This is a genomic window from Pseudomonas azerbaijanorientalis, assembly GCF_019139795.1.
Lineage (GTDB): Bacteria > Pseudomonadota > Gammaproteobacteria > Pseudomonadales > Pseudomonadaceae > Aquipseudomonas > Aquipseudomonas laurylsulfatiphila.
Window position 1 is genome coordinate 396,999 of record NZ_CP077078.1, and the last position, 20,134, is coordinate 417,132.

Annotated in this window: 19 protein-coding genes; 9 read left to right on the forward strand and 10 right to left on the reverse strand. The window is 59.3% G+C overall.

The annotated features are described in order from the left end of the window. Nucleotides 1–198 precede the first annotated feature (198 nt). Together KSS91_RS01775 and KSS91_RS01780 are read right to left on the reverse strand one after the other, a co-directional pair. Complete coding sequence (locus tag KSS91_RS01775) at nt 199–582, reverse strand: PaaI family thioesterase (protein WP_217836877.1); 384 nt, start codon at nt 580–582, stop codon at nt 199–201. Continuing rightward, nucleotides 582–2,906 (reverse strand): Tex family protein, encoded by a 2,325-nt coding sequence (locus tag KSS91_RS01780; protein ID WP_095964510.1) that lies wholly within the window; start codon nt 2,904–2,906, stop codon nt 582–584. Before KSS91_RS01780 ends, KSS91_RS01775 begins: the two co-directional genes overlap by 1 nt. Nucleotides 2,907–3,267: 361 nt before the next feature. Here KSS91_RS01780 and ompR point away from each other — a divergent pair, with 361 nt between their 5' ends. Both ompR and KSS91_RS01790 read left to right on the forward strand, forming a co-directional pair. After that, nucleotides 3,268–4,008, forward strand: a complete 741-nt coding sequence (ompR, locus tag KSS91_RS01785) for an osmolarity response regulator transcription factor OmpR (RefSeq protein WP_007972873.1) — start codon at nt 3,268–3,270, stop codon at nt 4,006–4,008. Between the two features lie 115 nt (nt 4,009–4,123). Beyond that, nucleotides 4,124–5,437 (forward strand): ATP-binding protein, encoded by a 1,314-nt coding sequence (locus tag KSS91_RS01790; protein WP_126052807.1) that lies wholly within the window; start codon nt 4,124–4,126, stop codon nt 5,435–5,437. 168 nt (nt 5,438–5,605) lie between these two features. Here the strand turns inward: KSS91_RS01790 and rimK are convergent, their stop codons facing one another. Both rimK and rimB read right to left on the reverse strand, forming a co-directional pair. Next, nucleotides 5,606–6,511: a 30S ribosomal protein S6--L-glutamate ligase gene (rimK, locus tag KSS91_RS01795; RefSeq protein WP_007972871.1), complete on the reverse strand. Its 906-nt coding sequence runs from the start codon at nt 6,509–6,511 to the stop codon at nt 5,606–5,608. After that, on the reverse strand, nt 6,508–6,987 hold the full coding sequence (gene rimB, locus KSS91_RS01800) for a retropepsin-like aspartic endopeptidase RimB (protein ID WP_007972870.1): 480 nt from the start codon (nt 6,985–6,987) through the stop codon (nt 6,508–6,510). The genes rimK and rimB overlap by 4 nt, the downstream gene beginning before the upstream one ends. A gap of 216 nt (nt 6,988–7,203) precedes the next feature. Here rimB and KSS91_RS01805 point away from each other — a divergent pair, with 216 nt between their 5' ends. The 4 genes from KSS91_RS01805 to KSS91_RS01820 all read left to right on the forward strand — a co-directional run bounded on the left by KSS91_RS01805 (nt 7,204) and on the right by KSS91_RS01820 (nt 11,609). Further along, nucleotides 7,204–7,608: an RNA-binding S4 domain-containing protein gene (locus KSS91_RS01805; RefSeq protein ID WP_217836878.1), complete on the forward strand. Its 405-nt coding sequence runs from the start codon at nt 7,204–7,206 to the stop codon at nt 7,606–7,608. A 228-nt stretch (nt 7,609–7,836) separates the two neighbouring features. Further along, nucleotides 7,837–8,739 (forward strand): Hsp33 family molecular chaperone HslO, encoded by a 903-nt coding sequence (gene hslO, locus KSS91_RS01810; protein ID WP_217836879.1) that lies wholly within the window; start codon nt 7,837–7,839, stop codon nt 8,737–8,739. Between the two features lie 180 nt (nt 8,740–8,919). Next, nucleotides 8,920–10,461 (forward strand): phosphoenolpyruvate carboxykinase, encoded by a 1,542-nt coding sequence (locus KSS91_RS01815; protein ID WP_015093023.1) that lies wholly within the window; start codon nt 8,920–8,922, stop codon nt 10,459–10,461. A gap of 125 nt (nt 10,462–10,586) precedes the next feature. Beyond that, nucleotides 10,587–11,609, forward strand: a complete 1,023-nt coding sequence (locus KSS91_RS01820; protein ID WP_217838352.1) for an IS110 family RNA-guided transposase — start codon at nt 10,587–10,589, stop codon at nt 11,607–11,609. 343 nt (nt 11,610–11,952) lie between these two features. Here KSS91_RS01820 and KSS91_RS01825 read toward each other — a convergent pair whose 3' ends face one another. From KSS91_RS01825 to KSS91_RS01845, 5 genes are all read right to left on the reverse strand, one after another. After that, nucleotides 11,953–12,309 carry a DUF1493 family protein gene (locus tag KSS91_RS01825; protein ID WP_217836880.1) on the reverse strand — a complete coding sequence of 119 codons (357 nt, stop codon included), beginning with the start codon at nt 12,307–12,309 and terminating at the stop codon, nt 11,953–11,955. Continuing rightward, complete coding sequence (locus KSS91_RS01830) at nt 12,306–12,491, reverse strand: hypothetical protein (RefSeq protein ID WP_217838484.1); 186 nt, start codon at nt 12,489–12,491, stop codon at nt 12,306–12,308. Before KSS91_RS01830 ends, KSS91_RS01825 begins: the two co-directional genes overlap by 4 nt. Nucleotides 12,492–12,601: 110 nt before the next feature. Next, nucleotides 12,602–12,901, reverse strand: coding sequence for a hypothetical protein (locus KSS91_RS01835; protein WP_217836881.1), 300 nt, complete (start codon nt 12,899–12,901; stop codon nt 12,602–12,604). Nucleotides 12,902–13,289: 388 nt separating this feature from the next. Beyond that, entirely contained in the window at nt 13,290–13,628 is a 339-nt protein-coding gene (locus KSS91_RS01840) for a hypothetical protein (RefSeq protein WP_126048631.1), read from the reverse strand. Nucleotides 13,629–14,024: 396 nt separating this feature from the next. Next, nucleotides 14,025–15,089, reverse strand: coding sequence for a S8 family peptidase (locus KSS91_RS01845; RefSeq protein ID WP_217836882.1), 1,065 nt, complete (start codon nt 15,087–15,089; stop codon nt 14,025–14,027). 262 nt (nt 15,090–15,351) lie between these two features. Here KSS91_RS01845 and KSS91_RS01850 point away from each other — a divergent pair, with 262 nt between their 5' ends. From KSS91_RS01850 to KSS91_RS01860, 3 genes are all read left to right on the forward strand, one after another. Beyond that, complete coding sequence (locus KSS91_RS01850; RefSeq protein WP_217836883.1) at nt 15,352–17,286, forward strand: RecQ family ATP-dependent DNA helicase; 1,935 nt, start codon at nt 15,352–15,354, stop codon at nt 17,284–17,286. Nucleotides 17,287–17,518: 232 nt separating this feature from the next. Then, nucleotides 17,519–18,745 (forward strand): 3-hydroxyacyl-CoA dehydrogenase, encoded by a 1,227-nt coding sequence (locus tag KSS91_RS01855; protein WP_217836884.1) that lies wholly within the window; start codon nt 17,519–17,521, stop codon nt 18,743–18,745. Between the two features lie 176 nt (nt 18,746–18,921). After that, a complete protein-coding gene (locus KSS91_RS01860) occupies nt 18,922–19,344 on the forward strand; it encodes an acyl-CoA thioesterase (RefSeq protein WP_217836885.1) in 423 nt (140 codons plus the stop codon). A 66-nt stretch (nt 19,345–19,410) separates the two neighbouring features. On the opposite strand, the gene KSS91_RS01865 is transcribed toward KSS91_RS01860, so the two are convergent. After that, complete coding sequence (locus tag KSS91_RS01865) at nt 19,411–19,902, reverse strand: glycine zipper domain-containing protein (protein WP_217836886.1); 492 nt, start codon at nt 19,900–19,902, stop codon at nt 19,411–19,413. Nucleotides 19,903–20,134 lie beyond the last annotated feature (232 nt).

Here is a 20,134-nt window from a genome sequence, read left to right on the forward strand (position 1 = left end):
AGACGGTCTACAAGGGTGAAGTTAAAACTGGCGTTTTCGCCTGGTTTTGGAACTCGCCGCAATCATTGTGGGAGTGGGCTTGCTCGCGAAGGGGTCGTGTCAGTCGATAGAGATGTCAACTGACAGACTGCATTCGCGAGCAAGCCCGCTCCCACAGTTTGCGTTGCGCTGAAATTAACTCAAATCGATGAGATCTAGCTACAGGACAGCGAACGTGCCTTGTGCTTTTGCGACCAGTTTGTCGCCCTGCATCACATCGGCTTCGACCACCAATGTGCGGCGGCCCGAGTGGATCACCCGCGCCGTGCACATCACCTCGCCTTCGGATACGGCGCGGATGTAGTTGATCTTGCACTCGATGGTCGCGCTCTGCTGGTCAAAGCCGTGGGTGCTGGAGCAGGCCAGCCCCATGGCAATGTCCACCAGGCTGAACAAGGCCCCGCCGTGGAGCTTGCCGCCGCGATTGCGCAGTTCGGGCTCCAGCGCCAGGGCGACTTGCGCCACCCCGGTTTCCAGACTGTGCAAGCGGCAGCCCAGCAGCTTGAAGAACGCGCTTTCGGTCAGCCCGGCGGGAATGTCCATCAGCGTTTCTTCAACTGCTTGGCATTGGCGAACAGCGAAGCCATGGCGTTGTTGCTCGGTGCTGCCGCCGTGGTTTCCTTGCGCGGTGCAGTGTTCTGGGATTGGCGGGGCGCCGACCCCGGACGCGCACCGCGAGCGCCGTCGATTTTCTCGCCCGGGGTATCGCTCATGCGCATCGACAGGCCAACGCGTTTGCGCGGGATGTCGACTTCCATGACCTTCACTTTCACCACGTCACCGGCCTTCACCGCTTCGCGCGGATCCTTGATGAACTTCTCCGAAAGCGCGGAGATATGCACCAAACCGTCCTGATGCACGCCGATATCGACGAAGGCACCGAAGTTGGTCACGTTGGTCACCACGCCTTCGAGGATCATGCCCAGTTGCAGGTCCTTGAGGTCTTCGACGCCTTCCTGGAACTCGGCGGTCTTGAACTCGGGGCGCGGGTCGCGGCCGGGCTTGTCCAGTTCCTGAAGGATGTCGGTGACCGTTGGCAGACCGAAGGTTTCGTCGGTGAATTTTTTCGGGTCCAGGCGCTTGAGGAAACCACTGTCGCCAATCAACGAACGAATATCGCGATCGGTCTCGGCGGCGATACGCTGCACGAGTGGGTAGGCTTCCGGGTGCACTGCGGAGGCGTCCAGGGGATTGTCTCCGTTCATCACGCGCAGGAATCCGGCGGCCTGTTCGAAGGTTTTTTCACCCAGGCGCGCGACTTTCTTCAGCGCAGCGCGGGTCTTGAACGCACCGTGCTCGTCGCGGTGGCTGACGATGTTCTGCGCCAGGGTCGCGTTGAGTCCGGAAATCCGTGCCAGCAACGCCACGGAAGCGGTGTTCACGTCGACGCCGACGGCGTTCACGCAGTCCTCGACCACTGCATCCAGGCCACGGGCCAGTTTCAGCTGCGACACGTCGTGCTGGTACTGGCCGACACCGATGGATTTCGGGTCGATCTTCACCAGCTCGGCCAGCGGGTCTTGCAGGCGACGGGCAATCGACACGGCGCCACGGATCGACACGTCGAGGTCCGGGAATTCCTTGGAAGCCAGTTCCGATGCCGAGTAAACCGATGCACCGGCCTCGGAGACCATGACCTTGGTCATCTTCATCGCTGGATATTTTTTGATCAGCTCGGCGGCGAGCTTGTCGGTTTCACGGCTGGCGGTGCCGTTGCCGATGGCGATCAGGTCCACCGAGTGCTTGGCGCACAGGGCGGCAAGGATCGCGATGGTCTGGTCCCACTTGTTGTGCGGCACGTGCGGGTAAACCGTGGCGTGATCCAGCAGCTTGCCGGTGGAATCAACCACCGCCACCTTGCAGCCGGTGCGCAGGCCAGGGTCGAGGCCCAAAGTCGCGCGCGGGCCGGCCGGGGCCGACAGCAGCAGGTCGTGCAGGTTGTGGGCGAACACGTTGATCGCTTCGGTTTCCGCGCCATCGCGCAGTTCGCCCAGCAGGTCGGTTTCCAGATGGGTGTAGAGCTTGACCTTCCAGGTCCAGCGCACCACTTCGCCCAGCCATTTGTCGGCGGCGCGGTTCTGGTTCTGGATGCCGACATGCTGGCCGATCATGCCTTCGCACGGGTGCATGGTGCCCGGCAGTTCGTCGCCGACTTTCAGCGCGGAGCTGAGGATGCCTTCGTTGCGGCCACGGAAAATCGCCAGCGCGCGGTGCGACGGCATGCTTTTCAGTGGTTCGTCGTGCTCGAAGTAGTCGCGGAACTTGGCGCCTTCCTCCTCCTTGCCGGCAATCACGCGGGCACTGAGGGTGGCTTCCTGCTTGAGGTAGTTGCGCAGCTTGTCCAGCAGGCCGGCGTCTTCGGCGAAGCGCTCCATGAGGATGTACTTGGCGCCTTCGAGGGCTGCCTTCGCGTCGGCCACGCCTTTTTCAGCGTCGATGAAACGTGCGGCTTCGGTTTCCGGGCTCAGGGACGGGTCGTTGAACAAGCCGTCGGCCAGTTCGCCGAGGCCGGCTTCCAGGGCGATCTGGCCCTTGGTGCGGCGCTTCTGCTTGTACGGCAGGTACAAGTCTTCGAGACGGGTCTTGGTGTCGGCAAGCTTGATGTCGCGTTCAAGTTGCGGGGTCAGCTTGCCTTGCTCTTCGATGCTGGCAAGGATGCTGATGCGCCGTTCGTCGAGTTCTCGCAGGTAGCGCAGGCGCTCTTCCAGATGACGCAATTGCGTATCGTCGAGGCTGCCGGTCACTTCTTTCCGGTAACGGGCGATGAAGGGAACGGTAGAGCCTTCATCGAGTAGCGCGACGGCCGCTTCGACCTGTTGTGGGCGTACACCGAGTTCCTCGGCGATGCGGCTGTTGATGCTGTCCATAAAACCACCTGACAAATTGTGAAAGCAGGCTCGCAGGCTCAAGGATAAGGGCTCGGCGAGTCTGGTTGAGCGGCCTGGCCTGCGCCGCTACCTGGATCAAAAGGTATCCCGTTGACCCGTGAAATCGAACAATTACTGCCGACGCCATGAAAATAAGTGGCGTCTGTCTGTAGTACCTGTCTGATGTTGCCTGACACAAAAGGCCGCGCATTATAACCAGCGTTCTGTCGTTCGGGGGCATCACGGGTTGCCGGTGCAATGGCCGGTTTTCTGGCGCTAAAGGAAAAATCTGCTAACAATGCACACGGTGCGTATAACGGCAGCTACGCCATAATGCGCGCCGAGATCAAAGGAGCATCCAATGAGCAGCACTGCACAAACTGCTGAAGGCGAGAAAATTCTTATCGTTGACGACGATCCGGGGCTGAGCAGCCTGCTGGAACGTTTTTTCGTCAGCAAGGGCTACCGCGCCCGCGCCGTACCGAACACCGAGCAAATGGATCGCCTGCTGGCACGCGAAGTGTTCAACCTGGTCGTCCTCGACCTGATGTTGCCCGGCGAAGACGGTCTGACCGCCTGCCGCCGCCTGCGCAACGCGAACAACCAGATTCCAATCATCATGCTCACTGCCAAGGGCGACGAGCTGAGCCGCATCAAGGGCCTGGAACTGGGCGCCGACGATTACCTGGCCAAGCCGTTCAACCCGGATGAGCTGATGGCTCGCGTCAAGGCGGTACTGCGTCGCCAGTCGGCTCCGGTGCCAGGTGCCCCGGGCAGCGAAGACGAAAGCGTGACCTTCGGTGACTACGAGTTGTCCCTGGCCACCCGCGAGCTCAAGCGCGGCGAAGAAGTGCATATGCTCACCACCGGTGAGTTCGCGGTACTCAAGGCCCTGGTGATGAACGCGCGTCAGCCGCTGACCCGCGACAAACTGATGAACCTGGCCCGTGGCCGCGAGTGGGATGCCCTGGAGCGTTCCATCGATGTACAAATTTCCCGTCTGCGCCGGATGATCGAACCCGATCCGTCCAAACCGCGTTACATCCAGACTGTCTGGGGCGTGGGTTATGTGTTTGTTCCGGATGGTACCGCCACCAAGTGATTGGCGATGTGTAGGAGCGGGTCATGCGGACACCGGATCAATCGATCCTGTCCGCAGACTCGCAAACCGCAATATGCGAGCATCGCTCTTTCCTGCAAGTGTTTAACGGTTATCCATGAAAACCCCCGTTTGGTTCCCCCAGAGCTTCTTCTCCCGCACCCTTTGGCTGGTGCTCATCGTCGTTCTCTTCTCCAAGGCGCTGACCCTGGTTTATCTGCTGATGAACGAAGATGTGCTGGTGGACCGCCAGTACAGCCACGGTGTCGCCCTGACGTTGCGCGCCTATTGGGCTGCCGATGAAGAAAACCGCGACAAGATCGCCGAGGCCGCGACCCTGATCCGGGTGGTGGGTGCCGGTGTGCCCCAAGGCGAACAACACTGGCCTTACAGCGAGATCTACCAGCGGCAGATGCAGGCGGAGCTGGGTGCCGACACTGAAGTCCGGCTGCGCATGCATTCGCCACCGGCGCTGTGGGTTCGGGCGCCAAGTCTGGGCGATGGTTGGCTGAAAGTACCGCTGTATCCCCATCCGTTGCGCGGCCAGAAAATCTGGAATGTACTGGGCTGGTTCCTTGCTATTGGTCTGCTTTCCACTGCTTCGGCCTGGATCTTCGTCAGCCAACTCAATCAGCCCTTGAAACGTCTGGTGTATGCCGCGCGGCAACTCGGTCAGGGTCGCAGCGTGCGCCTGCCAATCAGCGATACGCCCAGTGAGATGACCGAGGTTTACCGCGCCTTCAACCAGATGGCCGAAGACGTCGAGCAGGCCGGTCGCGAGCGTGAGCTGATGCTGGCCGGGGTTTCCCATGATTTGCGCACGCCCTTGACCCGCTTGCGTCTGTCCCTGGAGTTGATGGGCGATCGCACCGACCTGACTGACGACATGGTGCGCGATATCGAAGACATGGACGCGATTCTCGATCAGTTCCTGGCGTTCATTCGCGACGGGCGTGATGAGTCGGTGGAGGAGGTTGACCTGAGCGACCTGGTCCGCGAAGTCGCGGCGCCCTATAACCAGAATGAAGAGAAAGTGCGGCTGCGCCTGGAGCCGATTCAGCCGTTTCCGTTGCGTCGTGTGTCGATGAAGCGACTGCTGAACAACTTGATTGGCAATGCGTTGCATCATGCCGGCAGCGGTGTGGAGGTGGCGGCGTATGTGTCTGGGGATGTGAGTGCACCATACGTGGTGCTGAGCGTCATGGACCGCGGTGCCGGGATCGATCCGTCGGAGCTGGAAGCAATCTTCAACCCGTTCACCCGTGGTGACCGTGCCAGGGGCGGGAAGGGCACCGGGTTGGGGCTGGCGATCGTGAAGCGGATTGCTTCGATGCATGGTGGGAATGTTGAACTGCGTAACCGTTCGGGCGGTGGACTGGAAGCGCGGGTGCGCTTGCCGTTGGGGTTGATGTTGCCGAGGGATGCGGTTTAAAACCTGATTTTTTCAGTGGGGCTGATGGCCCCTTCGCGGGCAAGTCGGATCGCCGCACCGCCGCTCCCACAGTGATTTTGGCTAGCCGAAATATCGCTATCAACCCAAAACCCTGTGGGAGTGGGCTTGCCCGCGAAGGCGGCCTCCCAGCCGCCACAAAAAACAGGGTTAACCCTTACCCTTGGTCCGCGTCATATTCGGCCCGCCATTCTTCTCCAGATGCTCAATGATGATCCCCGCCACATTCTTGCCAGTGGTGGTCTCGATCCCTTCCAGCCCCGGCGACGAGTTCACTTCCATCACCAGCGGCCCGTGATTGGAGCGCAGGATGTCCACACCCGCCACCGCCAGCCCCATGACCTTGGCTGCACGCAACGCCGTCATGCGCTCTTCCGGCGTGATCTTGATCAGGCTCGCGCTGCCGCCGCGATGCAGGTTGGAGCGAAACTCGCCGGGTTTGGCCTGGCGCTTCATCGCCGCAATCACCTTGTCTCCGACGACGAAGCAGCGAATGTCTGCACCACCGGCTTCCTTGATGTACTCCTGGACCATGATGTTCTGCTTGAGGCCCATGAACGCCTCGATCACCGATTCAGCGGCGGTCGCGGTTTCGCACAGCACCACGCCGATGCCTTGGGTGCCTTCCAGCACCTTGATCACCAGCGGCGCGCCGTTGACCATTTCGATCAGGTCGGGAATGTCATCGGGGGAGTGGGCAAAGCCGGTCACCGGCAAGCCGATCCCGCGACGGGACAGCAATTGCAGCGAACGCAGCTTGTCCCGTGAGCGGGCAATGGCCACCGATTCGTTGAGCGGGAACACCCCCATCATTTCGAACTGGCGCAGCACGGCGCAGCCATAAAAAGTCACGGACGCACCGATCCGTGGAATCACTGCATCGAAACCTTCCAGCGGCTTGCCGCGGTAGTGGATCTGCGGCTTGTGGCTGGCGATGTTCATGTAGGCGCGCAGGGTGTCGACCACCACCATTTCATGGCCGCGTTCAGTACCGGCTTCAACCAGGCGGCGGGTGGAATACAGACGCGGGTTCCGCGACAGCACAGCGATCTTCATGCAACACCTGTGGAGGAGGTAGATACCGGGAACACCGGCTTGTCTTGTACATACTTGATGCCCGGATTGACCACCAACTGGCCGTGGATCAGGGCTTTGGAGCCGAGCAGCAGGCGATAACGCATGGATTTGCGGCAGGCGAGCGTGAACTCGACCCGCCAGACCCGATCACCGAGGGCCAGGGTGGTGCTGATCACGTATCGCACCTGCGCGTGACCGTTTGAGCTTTTAATGGTTTTCATCGTCACCAGCGGTGCTTCGCAGCGTCGGTGGCGAAGTTGTACGACGGAACCCAGGTGGGCGGTAAAGCGCACCCACTGCTCACCATCGCGCTCGAACAGCTCGATGTCGGTGGCGTGGAGGCTTGAGGTGCTGGCACCGGTGTCGATTTTTGCCCGAAGGCCGGCGACTCCCAAATCCGGGAGCGCCACCCACTCGCGCAGACCGACAACGGTCAAATGGTCAAATGTCTTCAAAAGTGCTCAACCGGTAGAAACCGCTCGGGCCGCACGCGGCCGGATTCGCGGTATTCACGCAGAATAATGATTAAAAGGCGACAGATATCTACGGCCCGGATTTCCAGCCTCGCAAGGAGGTTATGGAATGTCGGTATTGTAATCCGAGCCGGTGAAATTCTTGGTACGTCAGAAACGGTAGTACAGTTCACCAATATTTCAGAATGAGGAAATTCCATGGCACAAAAAAGCGAAGAGGACGACAAAGTCCGCCTCGATAAATGGTTGTGGGCTGCACGATTCTACAAGACCCGCGCGCTGGCCAAGGCGGCGATTGAAAGCGGCAAGGTGCACTGCCGGGGCGAACGCTGCAAGCCGGGTAAAGAGCCACGGGTCGGTGACGAGTTTGTGATCCGCACCGGTTTCGAGGAGCGCACGGTGGTGGTTCAGGCGTTGTCGATCGTTCGCCGTGGTGCACCGGAGGCACAGATGCTGTACACCGAAACGGAAGCCAGTATCGCCAAGCGCGAAAACGCCGCCGCCGAGCGCAAGGCAGGCGCTCTGGGCGTGAGCACCGAGGGCAAGCCGAGCAAGAAACAGCGACGGGATCTGTTCAAGTTTCGTGGCAGCAGCAACGAATGATTGACCGGTTCCGTCGATCACTCAAACAGGCAAAGACTTGTAATTGTGCTTGCGCGTAGCCATATGGGGTAACTCGCCTACCCTAAATGAGCCATTGGCAGTGCCATTCGTCGTAAAGCGCACACAATCGCCCGCCTGTAAGCCATAACCAGACAGCAAGGCGCTATGGCCAAGGCGCGACCTCGAATTCTGTAATCACTTTTGTCACCACTTCAGATACCCAGACTTATGACTGACCTACCGGATAACGACTTCACCCAACGCTTCATCTTCGATGACAGCGACACCCGTGGCGAGCTGGTCTCGCTGGAGCTCAGCTACGCCGAAGTCCTGGCCAAACACGCCTACCCGCAGCCGGTCGCGCAACTGCTCGGCGAGCTGATGGCGGCCGCATCGTTGCTGGTCGGCGCGATGAAGTTCGATGGCTTGCTGATTCTGCAAGCCCGCTCCGAAGGCCCGATCCCGCTGCTGATGATCGAGTGCTCCAGCGAGCGCGAGATCCGTGGCCTGGCCCGTTACGAAGCAGACCGTATCAAACCTGACGCGACCCTGGCCGACCTGATGCCGGACGGCGTGCTGGCATTGACCATCGACCCGACTCAGGGCCAGCGTTACCAGGGCATCGTCGACCTCGATGGCGCCACCCTGTCGGAATGCTTCACCAACTATTTCGTCATGTCCCAGCAAGTCGGCACGCGTTTCTGGCTGTACGCCGACGGCCGTCGCGCCCGTGGCCTGCTGCTGCAACAGCTGCCTGCCGACCGGTTGAAGGACGAAGACGAGCGCGCCGCCAGCTGGCAGCACCTCACCACCCTGGGCGGCACGCTGACTGCCGATGAACTGCTGGGCCTGGACAACGAAACCGTGTTGCATCGCTTGTACCACGACGAGCAGGTGCGCCTGTTCGATGTACAGAAGTTGCGCTTCCGCTGCAGCTGCTCGCGCGAACGTTCGGCCAATGCGCTGGTCAGTCTGGGTGTGGAAGATGCGCAGCAATTGGTGGTCGAACACGGTGGCAACATCGAAATCGATTGCCAATTCTGTAACCAGCGCTACCTGTTCGATGCCGCCGATGTCACCCAATTGTTCGCCGGCGCGGGTGTCGAGACGCCGTCAGATACCCGTCACTAAAACGGTTCAGCGCAGGTAAATTCACTGGCTACCGCCGGATTAACGCCGTTACGACAGGAGGGGCCTACTTTTTTTGGGCTTTTCTGGCATAATCCGGCCCACTTTTTTCGCGGTAGTAGTGCACGACTTTCTACTACAAAAACGTTTGGAGCACTCGGCCACTGGCCGACGGGGAACCTCATGACGCAAGCCAACAATGCCGTGTACACCGATCTGAGTGTTGATGATCTGGTTAAAGAAGCCCTCAATCGCGGTGAAGGCGAGCTTGCCGATACCGGCGCACTGGTTGTTCGTACCGGTCACCGTACCGGCCGTTCGCCAGTCGATCGTTTCATCGTTGATGAGCCGAGCACCACGGGCGCCATCGCCTGGGGCCCGATCAACCGCAAGTTCCCGGCCGACAAGTTCGACGCCCTGTGGGACCGTGTTGAAGCTTTCAACAACGCGCAAGAGCATTTCGTTTCCCACGTGCATGTAGGTGCGGCTTCCGAGCACTACCTGGCCGTGAAGATGACCACCCAGACTGCCTGGCAGAACCTGTTCGGCCGTTGCCTGTTCATCAACCCGGCTCAGTACAACCCGGCGGGTCGTGACGAGTGGCAGGTCCTCAACGTTGCCAACTTCGAATGCGTGCCAGAGCGTGACGGCACCAACTCCGACGGCTGCGTGATCATCAACTTCGCACAGAAGAAAGTGCTGATCGCCGGCATGCGTTACGCCGGTGAGATGAAGAAAGCCATGTTCTCGGTGCAGAACTTCCTGCTGCCGGCTGCCGACGTACTGCCAATGCACTGCGCCGCCAACATCGGCGAAGAGGGCGATGTGACCCTGTTCTTCGGTCTGTCGGGCACCGGCAAGACCACCCTGTCCGCCGACGAAAGCCGTTACCTGATCGGTGACGACGAACACGGCTGGGGCGAAGGCGTGGTGTTCAACATCGAAGGCGGTTGCTATGCCAAGTGCATCGACCTGTCCGAGAAGAACGAGCCGGTTATCTGGAAAGCCATCAAGCACGGCGCGGTACTGGAAAACGTCGTTATCGACGATGCCAAGCACGCCGACTACGCCGATGTCAGCCTGACCCAGAACAGCCGCGCCGCCTACCCGCTGGAGCACGTTGCCAAGCGCTCCGAGAAGAACCTCGGTGGCGAGCCGAACGCTGTGATCTTCCTGACCTGCGACCTGACCGGCGTACTGCCTCCAGTGTCGATCCTCAATGAAGAGCAAGCGGCCTACCACTTCCTGTCCGGCTACACCGCACTGGTGGGCTCGACTGAAATGGGTTCGGGCAGCGGCATCAAGTCGACCTTCTCCACCTGCTTCGGCGCACCGTTCTTCCCGCGTCCGGCTGGCGAATACGCTGAGCTGCTGATCAAGCGCATCCGCGGCTTCGGCTCCAAGGTCTATCTGGTCAACACTGGCTGGACCGGTGGTGGCTACGGCGTCGGCAAGCGCTTCAACATCCCGACCACCCGTGCCGTGATCGCAGCGATCCAGAGCGGCGCGCTGATCGGCACCGAGACCGAGCACCTGGACACCATCAACCTCGACGTGCCAGTGGCCGTACCGGGCGTTGAGACTGGCCTGCTGAACCCACGCAACACCTGGGCCGACAAGCCATCCTACGACGAAGCCGCCAAAGCACTGGCCGGCCTGTTCATCGAGAACTTCAAGAAGTTCGAAGTGAGCGACGCGATCAAGGCTGCGGGTCCGAAGTTGTAAGTGTTGGATTGAGCTAACGAAAAAGCCGCCCTTCGGGGCGGCTTAATGAGATGGTCAGCCTGACCGAGAAGCCCTGCAGGTTTACGCTTGCAGGGCTTTTCTCGTTTTCGGCCGGAGGATCTCTCATGAACACGATGACGCTTCTCGGTATCGACATCGGCAAACACAGTTTCCACTTGCATGGCCAGGACTCTAAAGGCCACCAGGTCTTGCGCAAAAAAACCAACCGCGGCCAATTGCTCAGTACATTGGCCCAGCTACCGGCCTGCACGGTGGTGATGGAGTCGTGCGGCGGCGCCCACTGGCTGGCTCGACAGATCGGTGCGTTGGGCCACGAGGTGAAGCTGATCGCTCCGCAGTACGTCAAACCATTCGTCAAAGGCAACAAAAACGACTTCATTGATGCCGAAGCGATTTGCGAGGCGGCGAGCCGCCCCGCCATGCGCTTCTGCTCGATCAAAACCGCAGAGCAGCAAACGCTTTCAGCCCTGCATCGGGTCCGTGAATCATTGATTGGCCATCGCACAGTGGCGACCAACCAGATTCATGGCTTTCTGCTGGAGTTCGGGATCAGCCTGCCTATTGGAGTCGCTGCGTTGCACCGCGTGCCAGCGCTGCTGGACGATCCACAACACCCCGTTCCAGTACGCCTGAAGGGTGTGGTGATGCGTCTTCATCGTCAAATTCAACAGCTCAATGATGAAATCAAGGACATCGAGTCCGACCTGAAACAGCAGTTGAAAGAAGATGATGCCGGGAGTCGTCTGCAGAGTATTCCAGGTATTGGTCCCATCACCGCCAGCGCGGTATTGGCCGATGTGGGCGATACGTCGAACTATCGAAGTGGTCGTGATTTTGCCGCTTCACTAGGGCTGGTGCCGAAACAGTACTCAACGGGTGGCAAGACGGTGCTGCAGGGGATCAGCAAACGTGGCGACAAGCACATACGCCAACTGCTGGTGCAGGGCGCGCGGGCCCTCATGCAGCATATCGATAAGCGGGAAGATGCCCTTGGGCCTTGGGTTCGAGAACTGCTAACGCGTCGACACGCCAATGTTGTCGCCTGCGCGCTGGCGAACAAACTGGCGCGAATCGTGTGGGCGGTACTGGCCAAAGGCGGCCAGTACGCCCCACATCCGAACGTTTGAACCTACAGCTTTACCACCGGCTTTTGCGACGTCACTGACTGATGACAGTAAACGGCATATGGCCCGACTGAGAACCTGGCACAAAAATCAGCTTTAGAGGCTGACGGTTTTTTCAGGACAGTCGGGAGCGGCTACTCATCGAGGGCCGAGCGTTGTTACAGCAACGCTCACAACGAGCCCGAATACATTAGCGCAAGCCAGCTTTACCGAAAACAGCCAAAGAGGTTGCAGGAGACGGGCTGACCATACATTTTTGTGGGTGCGAGTCGGAGGATGTGAGGCGCAGCTACCATTATTCCAGCTGAATAGGCTTCAAACGGCCAGAATAGTGACACTTACGCGTTCAACCGATCCCTTCCAGCTTTCGCGTATCCCAACGTTGCGCTTTTACCGCTTGGTAAAGCATTTCGATAGTCAGTGGAACCTTGTCGCCACGCCCCTTCGCCCGTCGCTTGAGAAACACATCAAAACCTTCAGGCTGGAAGTAGCGATAGGCATCGTAGTCGACGAAGTCGATGGCGAACTGTTCTTCCAATACTTCCATCAGGTGCCGAGCATCAGCGCCATCGCAGCCCAGATCAAAGTTGATCGAGGTGTTGAGGCTAATGGTTTTGCGTTCGGGCAGACCGAGTTCTTCGTGCAGCAACTGCATGAGCAGTTGCATGGCGTGGTCGTCCGGGAAGTTGGGGGCGAGGTTCATTGCGGGGTGTCCGGTTGGGCTTGGGCGGATCTTATTGATTGCCGATCGCGAGAGGAAGGAGCGACTGACTTGATCGTTCCTGGGTTCAATGTTTCAGGTCGCGGGGAAGGCTGACGTTCATCCCGCAGGATCTCGTTCATCTGTTGCACGCTTTCCATTAGCTCATTAAAAAACTTGCTCATGGTTATCTCCTGCGCTCGATGACGGCTTTCCATGCTTTTTGTCCGTTGGATCAGATTTTGTCGTTTTGATCGTTCCCATGCAGAACATGGGGACTGATCTTCACGCAACGTCAGACCGGGGCTTTCCAGTTGAGCATTCGTTGCTGGGCGACTTTGAGCAGGTCGCAGCCGTCCTGGGTCAGCAGGTAGAGGGCGTGGGTGATGTGCGGGATGTCTTCGAGGTCGCCGTGTTTGAAGCATTGGCAGTGCAGGGTTTGCAGCAGCTCGCTGGACGCCCGGATGCGTTGGAGGGCGGCTTCGAGGATGTCTTGGGGGTTGGCTTCTGTGTCGATGATCAGAGGCGGGGAATCGGTGAGGTTGGTTTGGAGCGGTAGATAGCGTTCGTTGGTGAACGGATTCCATTTATTCATGATGTGCAATCTCAGATGTGTCAGAAAGGACCGCCATCATCGTGACCAAACGATGGGAGGCGACTGTGTTCGGGTTGGTCAACCGGTGAGATCTACGCACAGAACCGGTATGCCCGAAGGCATCCCAAACACAGCCACCATATAGCGTGCAGACACAAAAAAGCGTCGGCAGCATACAACGGGTGAGTACGTAGATCTAATTCGGGTGACCAAGCCCGAGTCGCTGATTTGGCAGCGACAGCCCGGACTATAGGATTGAGTGACTGGTCATCGATAGCCGACAAGGTGCCTTGTTTTGTAGGACCTTGCCGAAGCTTTCATAGGTCGTTGCTGACGGAGATATCCACAGCGAATTTTCTTGCATTCATATGGCCTCAACGGGACCGCGTTATCGTTTTTCGCGAGCAAGCCCGCTCCCACAGGGAGTTGTGGTGGGGCAAGCAACGTGTTTCGGCAAGCGCTGGCGGGCGATGTCGAGCAGGTCGTTGCCGTCCTGGGTCAGCAGGTACAGGGCACTGACGATATTGGGGATGTCGCTTGCTTCGGCCTGTTTGAAGCAGGTGCAATAAAGGGTTTCGAGCAGGTCGCTGGCGGCGCGGATGCGTTGTCGGGCGGCGTCGAGGATCTCGTAGGGATCGGCCTCGGTATCGATGACCAGCACCGGGGTTTCGCTGTAGCGGGTCTTTAGCGGGTGGTAGCGGGCTGTCAGTGAGTCGCGGTTTTTCATTGAGTGCGTCCTTTGCGAAATCGGCAAGTGTTCCCGGCAGGCCGAGACACTGTTTTCAGCCGCGCAGGAAACTATAGGAGGGTATGGCGTTGGGGGACAAGACGGCTGAGGTCGACACGCTTTGTAAGGGTTTTGTCATATTTGGAGGAAGGGGACTACAGGTTGTTGCTGGGTTTTCAACGTGAAATGGCGAGAGGTAAAAATGCCTACAGCATTCTCAGTCGCTTCGCAGTAAATCTCGGTAGAGGGTGCCTCGGACAATGTCGGGTGTTTCGAGTTTTACAGTGGCTGTGCTGGCCTCTTCCCAAGCAAGCCCGCTTCCACAAGGGGTCTGAGTCATGTGGGTGGTTCAGACTGGCGAGGTTATCTCGACGCTGCCGAACGACCCATACAGACTTACTCGGTCATGACCTTTGGCGCTTGGCGCGAGGCTGCTTCCAGATCCATCAAGCCTCTACCGTACGCTTCACTGTTGGCATAGATGCCAGTCCGGTTCGCCGTCGCCAGCAGACGCTCGCGCACTTGCTGCGCAGTAAGCTCGGGGTAACGACTTTGCAGTGCCGCCAATGCTCCGCTGACCAGCGCGGCAGCAGGCGAGGTGCCAGCCGTCTGGGTGTAGGTGCCATCCTTGTTGGTGGTCAGCAGGCCTTGCCCTGCACCGGAGTCGCCACCCGGTACAGCAATGCACCAGGCTGCCGCCACGCCACAATAGTTGGATTTGGCATTGATGGCGCTGCCGTCGTTTTTCAACGCAACCACCGCGATCCAGCCTTTTTCCAGTTCGGGTATGGCGACAGGCAAGCCGGGTTCAGCCAAGGGTTCTCGTTTCAGTTCATTGCCGGTAGGGAAAACAAATACGGCGCCGTCCTCAACCAGTTTGCGCGCGGTCACCAGTGATTGCGGCATGACTTGCTTGTAACGCGCCTCGTTGATTTCGGTCGCAGGAATGGCGTTGGCCCACGAGTTGTTGAGAATGCGCGCGCCCTTGTCGAAACCTGCTTGCCAGGACTGAGCGATTTCACCGTCGAAGAAAAAGGGTTCGTTATCGTCGCCGAAGCGATAGGGGATCAGCTGTGCGTTGAACGCGACGCCGTGCATGCCCTGATCATCCTTGTTGGCTGCGAGGATGCCGGCCATCTGGGTGCCGTGGCCGACCCGATCAAAAGTGCCGACCTGATTCTCCACATAGTCAAAACCCGGATCGCGCAGCCTTCCTCGAAACTCCGACAGGCTGCTGTTCAGACCCGAATCGATCAGCGCGACAGCCACACCCTGGCCGGTGCCGCCGCGGGCATAAAGGCTTGATGCGTTGACAATCGCCAGACCTTTTTGGGCCTGATACTCCGGCGTTTCAAATGCTGCTGTGTCCAGGGAAGGCTGCTCCGGGACGGTCAGGCATCCGTTCAAAAGAAGGGGGAGTGCGAGGGTGCAGGCAAGCGGAAAAAAGTGGTGTGGGGACATGGTTGTTCCTTGATAAAGATCCGCTATCTCAGGCTTCCTGCATGATGGATACCTGGCGGAAGTTGATGGCGGTAAACCATACCGGCTGATGTAAGGCCGAGATCAGTGGGCAAAGTGCCTCCTGTGTTTCAACCTATGGCCAGGGATCGGTTTGTTGGGACGCTGTATCATCCCGTATCGTTTTCGCCCCCGACCTTTTCTCGACTCGCTGCAATCGCCGGCTAGGCTTTTGACTCCGCAGCGGTCAACGGAGTGACAGCTTATGCACAACACCCTGGAACAGGTTTTCGGTTATCCACAGTTTCGACCCGGTCAGGAGGCGGCCGTCAGTGCCGTGCTGGCCGGGCGTTCGGCGGCGGCGATTTTCCCCACCGGTTCCGGCAAATCCCTTTGCTACCAATTGCCGGCGCTGTTGCTGCCGCACCTGACGCTGGTGGTCTCGCCGTTGCTGGCGTTGATGCAGGATCAACTGGCGTTCCTGCAACGCCACGGCATCTCGGCGGGCAGTATCGATTCGGCCCAGAGCCGCGATGACGCCAGCGATGTCATGGCTCGGGCAAAATCCGGCGAATTGAAGATTCTGATGATCTCGGTGGAACGCCTGAAGAACGAACGCTTCCGGCATTTTCTGCAGCAAGTACCGATCTCGCTGCTGGTGGTGGACGAGGCGCATTGCATCTCCGAATGGGGGCACAACTTTCGCCCGGACTACCTCAAGCTTCCCGACTATCAACGCCAGTTCAATATCCCCCAGGTGCTGCTGCTGACCGCAACGGCGACGCCCAGGGTCATCGCCGACATGCAGGCGAAATTCGCCATCGCCGCCGACGATGTGGTGACCACCGGTTTTTATCGCCCGAACCTCAATTTGCTGGTGGAGCCGGTTCGTGGAGCGGACAAGCGCAGACGCCTCGTCGAGTGGATGAGCCAGCGTGCGGACCAGCCCAGCATCGTCTATGTCACCTTGCAGAAAACCGCCGAGCACATCGCCGAACACCTGAACCGCAACGGCATTCAGGCCGAGGCCTATCACGCCGGGTTGCCTCATGAACAACGGGAAGCGATCCAGCGTCGCTTCATGGGCGGGCAGTCCAATTGCATCGTCGCCACCATCGCTTTCGGCATGGGCATCGACAAAAGCGACATCCGCAATGTGGTGCATTTCGACCTGCCCAAATCCATCGAAAACTACAGCCAGGAAATCGGTCGCGCCGGGCGTGACGGGCAGCCGTCGGACTGCCTGGTGTTGGCCAACCGCGACAGCCTCAACGTGCTGGAGAACTTCGTCTACGGCGACACCCCCGAGCTCGATGGCATTCGTTGCGTGCTGGACGAGATGCTTGCCGCAGCACCCGAGGGGCAGTGGGAGTTTCTGCTGGGGCCGTTGGCGGATCAGAGCAATATTCGCCAATTGCCGCTCAAGACCTTGCTGGTGCAACTCGAACTGCGCGGGTTGATCGCACCGCGTTACGCCTACTACGCCGAGTATCGTTTCAAGTATCTGGAGGAGCCCGAGGCACTGTTGGCGCGTTTTGAAGGCGAGCGCAGGGATTTTGTCGCTGCGATCATCCAGACCTCCAGCCGCGCCAGGACCTGGGCCACGGTGAGTTTCGAGGCGTTGCACGAGCAGCATCAGGCCGAGCGCAGTCGAGTAGTGAAGGCGCTGGACTACTTCCAGGAGAAGGGTTGGGTGGAGCTCGAAAGCAAGCAGATGACCGAGGTCTACAGCGTGCTGCAAAGCGGGTTCGACAGCACCGCGTTGAGCGAAGAGCTGCACCGTTATTTCACTCGGCATGAACACACCGAGATCGCGCGGATTCACGCGATGCTGGATCTGTTCGCCACCGACCGTTGTCTGGGCCATCGCCTGGCCGAGTATTTCGGCGACCACAATGCTCCGCAGCAATGCGGACATTGTTCGGTGTGTCATGGGCAAGTGGTGCGGCTACCGGCACCACCGGAGTTGCCGGCGCTTGTGGATAAAAATTTCGAGGCGTTGTGTGGCGACTTTATCCACAGGCACGAGCAGCACACGGGCAACGTGCCTTCGGCTGAACGCGTGACGCGGTTTCTGTGCGGGATCAGCGTGCCGCTGTTCACCAAACTCAAGGCACGGACGATTCCCGGATTTGCGACGCTGGAAGATTATCCGTACGCCGAGGTACGCGGGTGGGCCCAGCGGCATCTGGTAGCCTGAACCACAACCCCTGTGGGAGCGAGCTTGCTCGCGATGAGGCCGGCACATTCAACAGTGATGGTGACTGACAAATCGCCATCGCGAGCAAGCTCGCTCCCACAGGGATTTACGGTGTACTCAAAGGGTTATATCCATCCGCTGAATGTTGCTCATCACAGGAATAAATTTCAAAAATGTGCAGTGGCTGACTATGGTGGTGGCTGTCTTCGGATCGCCAACAAGAGAACAAAACATGAGCCAGACACCGTCGAATATTCAGCGCGCCGCCGTCATCGGCGCGGGCACCATGGGCCGTGGCATTGTCATGTGCCTGGCCAACGCCGGAGTGGCCGTGCAGTGGGTCGACAACAATCCGCAAATGCTGGAACAGGCAATGGCAACCGTGGCGGACACCTACGCCCACAGTGTGCGTCAGGGCCGCATTGATCAGGCAGAAGCCGACGCCCGTATCGCGCGCGTAACGGCGGCCGATGGTTATGTGGCCATCCGCGATGTCGACCTGGTCATCGAAGCGGTGTACGAAAACCTTGAGCTCAAGCAGAAAATCTTCCGTGAGCTCGATGGCTTGCTCAAACCTGAGGCGATTCTGGCGAGCAATACTTCGGCGCTGGACATCGACGCTATCGCGGCAGTCACACGCCGACCACAGCAAGTGCTGGGCCTGCATTTCTTCAGCCCGGCACACATCATGAAGCTGCTGGAAATCGTCCGTGGCGCGCAGACTGCTCCGGCAGTCCTCGACGCGGCGCTGGCGCTCGGCCAGCGCATGGGCAAGGTCAGTGTAGTGGCGGGCAATTGTGATGGTTTCATCGGCAACCGCATGCTCAATACCTATGTGCTTGAGGCGCGGAAAATGCTGCTGGAAGGGGCTTATCCCTACCAGGTGGATGCAGCGCTGCAAGGGTTCGGTTTCGCCATGGGGCCGTTCCGCATGTTCGACGTGGTGGGCGTCGACCTGCAGTGGCGAGCACGGCAACTGACCGGCGTCGGGCAGGATGCGCCTGAGGTTCAGGTGGACAATCGACTGTGCGAGATGGAACGTTTCGGCCAAAAGAGTGGCAACGGTTTTTACCATTACGAACCGGGCAGCCGGCAGGCCGAGCACGATCCGCAGGTCGATGCACTGGTGCTTCAAGTCAGTGAAGAACTGGGGTTCCAGCGTCGCGAGATTGGCCCGGAGGAGATTCTCGAGCGCTGCTTGCTGGCACTGGTCAACGAAGGCGCGAAGATCCTGCAGGAAGGCATTGCCGGATCGGCTCGGGATATCGACCTGGTCTACCTCAATGGTTACGGTTTTCCGGCGGACAAGGGCGGGCCGATGGCCTGGGCGGATCAACAAGGGCTGGCGGATATCCATCGGCGCTTGATGGACCTTGAGACGCGTCAGGGCGGTCACTGGAACCCGGCGCGGTTGATTGGAGAGTTGGCGGCGGCGGGCAAGGGTTTTGCTGAACAGTGATTGATATGGCGCCTGTGAGGGCGCCTTCGCGAGCAAGCCCGCTCCCACAGTGAATCTCTGCCATACGTAAAATTTGTGTTCGCTGGAGATCCAATGTGGGAGCGGGCTTGCTCGCGAAGAACGATAAAGCGTTTTTCGCCTTAGACTTGGTAAACCCATTCCAGGATGCAACGCTGATGCCCCAACGCACCGACTATCCGCATTTTCAGCCCATCACCACCCGCTGGCACGACAACGACGCCTACGGTCACATCAACAACGTCACCTATTACAGCTTCTTCGATACGGCGGTGAACGCTTACCTGATCGAGGTCGGCGGCCTGGATATCCATGACGGCGAGGTGGTGGGGTTCGTGGTGAGCTCCTCCTGTGATTACTTTGCGTCCATTGCTTTCCCGGACCGTATCGAGATCGGTCTACGCGTGGGCAAGTTGGGCAACAGTTCGGTGCAGTACGAACTGGCCGTGTTCAGGCAAGGCGAGGATGAAGCCTGTGCGGCAGGGCGCTTCGTGCATGTGTTTGTCGATCGCGGGTCGAATCAACCCGTGGCGATTCCTGCCGGGTTACGCGGGGCGCTGGAGCGTCTGGTGGTTCAGTAAGACAAAAAAAATCGCAGCCCTTGGGCTGCGATTTTTGTTGTACTGATCAGCGAGGCGCTCGAGGCCTTAGTCGCGGTAATGCTTGTGGCGATGCTTGCGATGGCCGTAGGCATGACCGCGGCCCGGATGGCCGTCACGGTAGTAACGACGATCACCATGGCCGCGATACGAACGACGATCGTCGTCGTCATCATTATCGTACTCTTTGCCCATGTAGTTACCCAGCGCGCCGCCGGCGCCGCCGCCTGCTGCTGCGCCGATCAGGCTGCCAGTGGTGCCGCCCACGCTGCGGCCGACCACGTTACCGCCCGCAGCACCCAACGCACCGCCAATGGCCGCTTCGCCACGGCTGTGTTTGTTTGCGCCGACGGCACTACCACCCGCGCCACCCAGGGCCGCGCCGATGGTGGAACCTGTACTGCCGCCTAACGACTGACCGACGACCGAGCCTAGAACCCCGCCCAATGCGCCGCCTACACCGGCTTCGGTGGTGCCGCCAGCAGACGCGATACCGCTGACCAGGCCAAGGGACAACAAGAGAATCGAGGAGAACTTCATGGAGGAACCTCAAGGGGATGACGGCGCGATCCTGAGGCTCTGGAATGGGCGTGACAATCGAAATCCGACGAATAACACGACCTGTATACAATATTGCAAGTTACTGTTTTTTGGGCGGAACTTAACGTTTTTTTGCCGGTCTTTTACTACTTCGCAAAGGCCGTTTTCATGAGGAAACGGCCTTTTTTGTGGGCGAAAGGAAAGTGCAGAATTCGGAAAGTTTGTTGTTTGA

Bases quoted from the DNA above. Each gene is read 5' to 3' on its own strand.
- KSS91_RS01775 (WP_217836877.1), bottom strand. From the start codon at position 582: ATGGACATTCCCGCCGGGCTGACCGAAAGCGCGTTCTTCAAGCTGCTG.
- KSS91_RS01780 (WP_095964510.1), bottom strand. From the start codon at position 2,906: ATGGACAGCATCAACAGCCGCATCGCCGAGGAACTCGGTGTACGCCCA.
- ompR (WP_007972873.1), top strand. From the start codon at position 3,268: ATGAGCAGCACTGCACAAACTGCTGAAGGCGAGAAAATTCTTATCGTT.
- KSS91_RS01790 (WP_126052807.1), top strand. From the start codon at position 4,124: ATGAAAACCCCCGTTTGGTTCCCCCAGAGCTTCTTCTCCCGCACCCTT.
- rimK (WP_007972871.1), bottom strand. From the start codon at position 6,511: ATGAAGATCGCTGTGCTGTCGCGGAACCCGCGTCTGTATTCCACCCGC.
- KSS91_RS01805 (WP_217836878.1), top strand. From the start codon at position 7,204: ATGGCACAAAAAAGCGAAGAGGACGACAAAGTCCGCCTCGATAAATGG.
- hslO (WP_217836879.1), top strand. From the start codon at position 7,837: ATGACTGACCTACCGGATAACGACTTCACCCAACGCTTCATCTTCGAT.
- KSS91_RS01815 (WP_015093023.1), top strand. From the start codon at position 8,920: ATGACGCAAGCCAACAATGCCGTGTACACCGATCTGAGTGTTGATGAT.
- KSS91_RS01820 (WP_217838352.1), top strand. From the start codon at position 10,587: ATGAACACGATGACGCTTCTCGGTATCGACATCGGCAAACACAGTTTC.
- KSS91_RS01825 (WP_217836880.1), bottom strand. From the start codon at position 12,309: ATGAACCTCGCCCCCAACTTCCCGGACGACCACGCCATGCAACTGCTC.
- KSS91_RS01830 (WP_217838484.1), bottom strand. From the start codon at position 12,491: ATGAGCAAGTTTTTTAATGAGCTAATGGAAAGCGTGCAACAGATGAAC.
- KSS91_RS01835 (WP_217836881.1), bottom strand. From the start codon at position 12,901: ATGAATAAATGGAATCCGTTCACCAACGAACGCTATCTACCGCTCCAA.
- KSS91_RS01840 (WP_126048631.1), bottom strand. From the start codon at position 13,628: ATGAAAAACCGCGACTCACTGACAGCCCGCTACCACCCGCTAAAGACC.
- KSS91_RS01845 (WP_217836882.1), bottom strand. From the start codon at position 15,089: ATGTCCCCACACCACTTTTTTCCGCTTGCCTGCACCCTCGCACTCCCC.
- KSS91_RS01850 (WP_217836883.1), top strand. From the start codon at position 15,352: ATGCACAACACCCTGGAACAGGTTTTCGGTTATCCACAGTTTCGACCC.
- KSS91_RS01855 (WP_217836884.1), top strand. From the start codon at position 17,519: ATGAGCCAGACACCGTCGAATATTCAGCGCGCCGCCGTCATCGGCGCG.
- KSS91_RS01860 (WP_217836885.1), top strand. From the start codon at position 18,922: ATGCCCCAACGCACCGACTATCCGCATTTTCAGCCCATCACCACCCGC.
- KSS91_RS01865 (WP_217836886.1), bottom strand. From the start codon at position 19,902: ATGAAGTTCTCCTCGATTCTCTTGTTGTCCCTTGGCCTGGTCAGCGGT.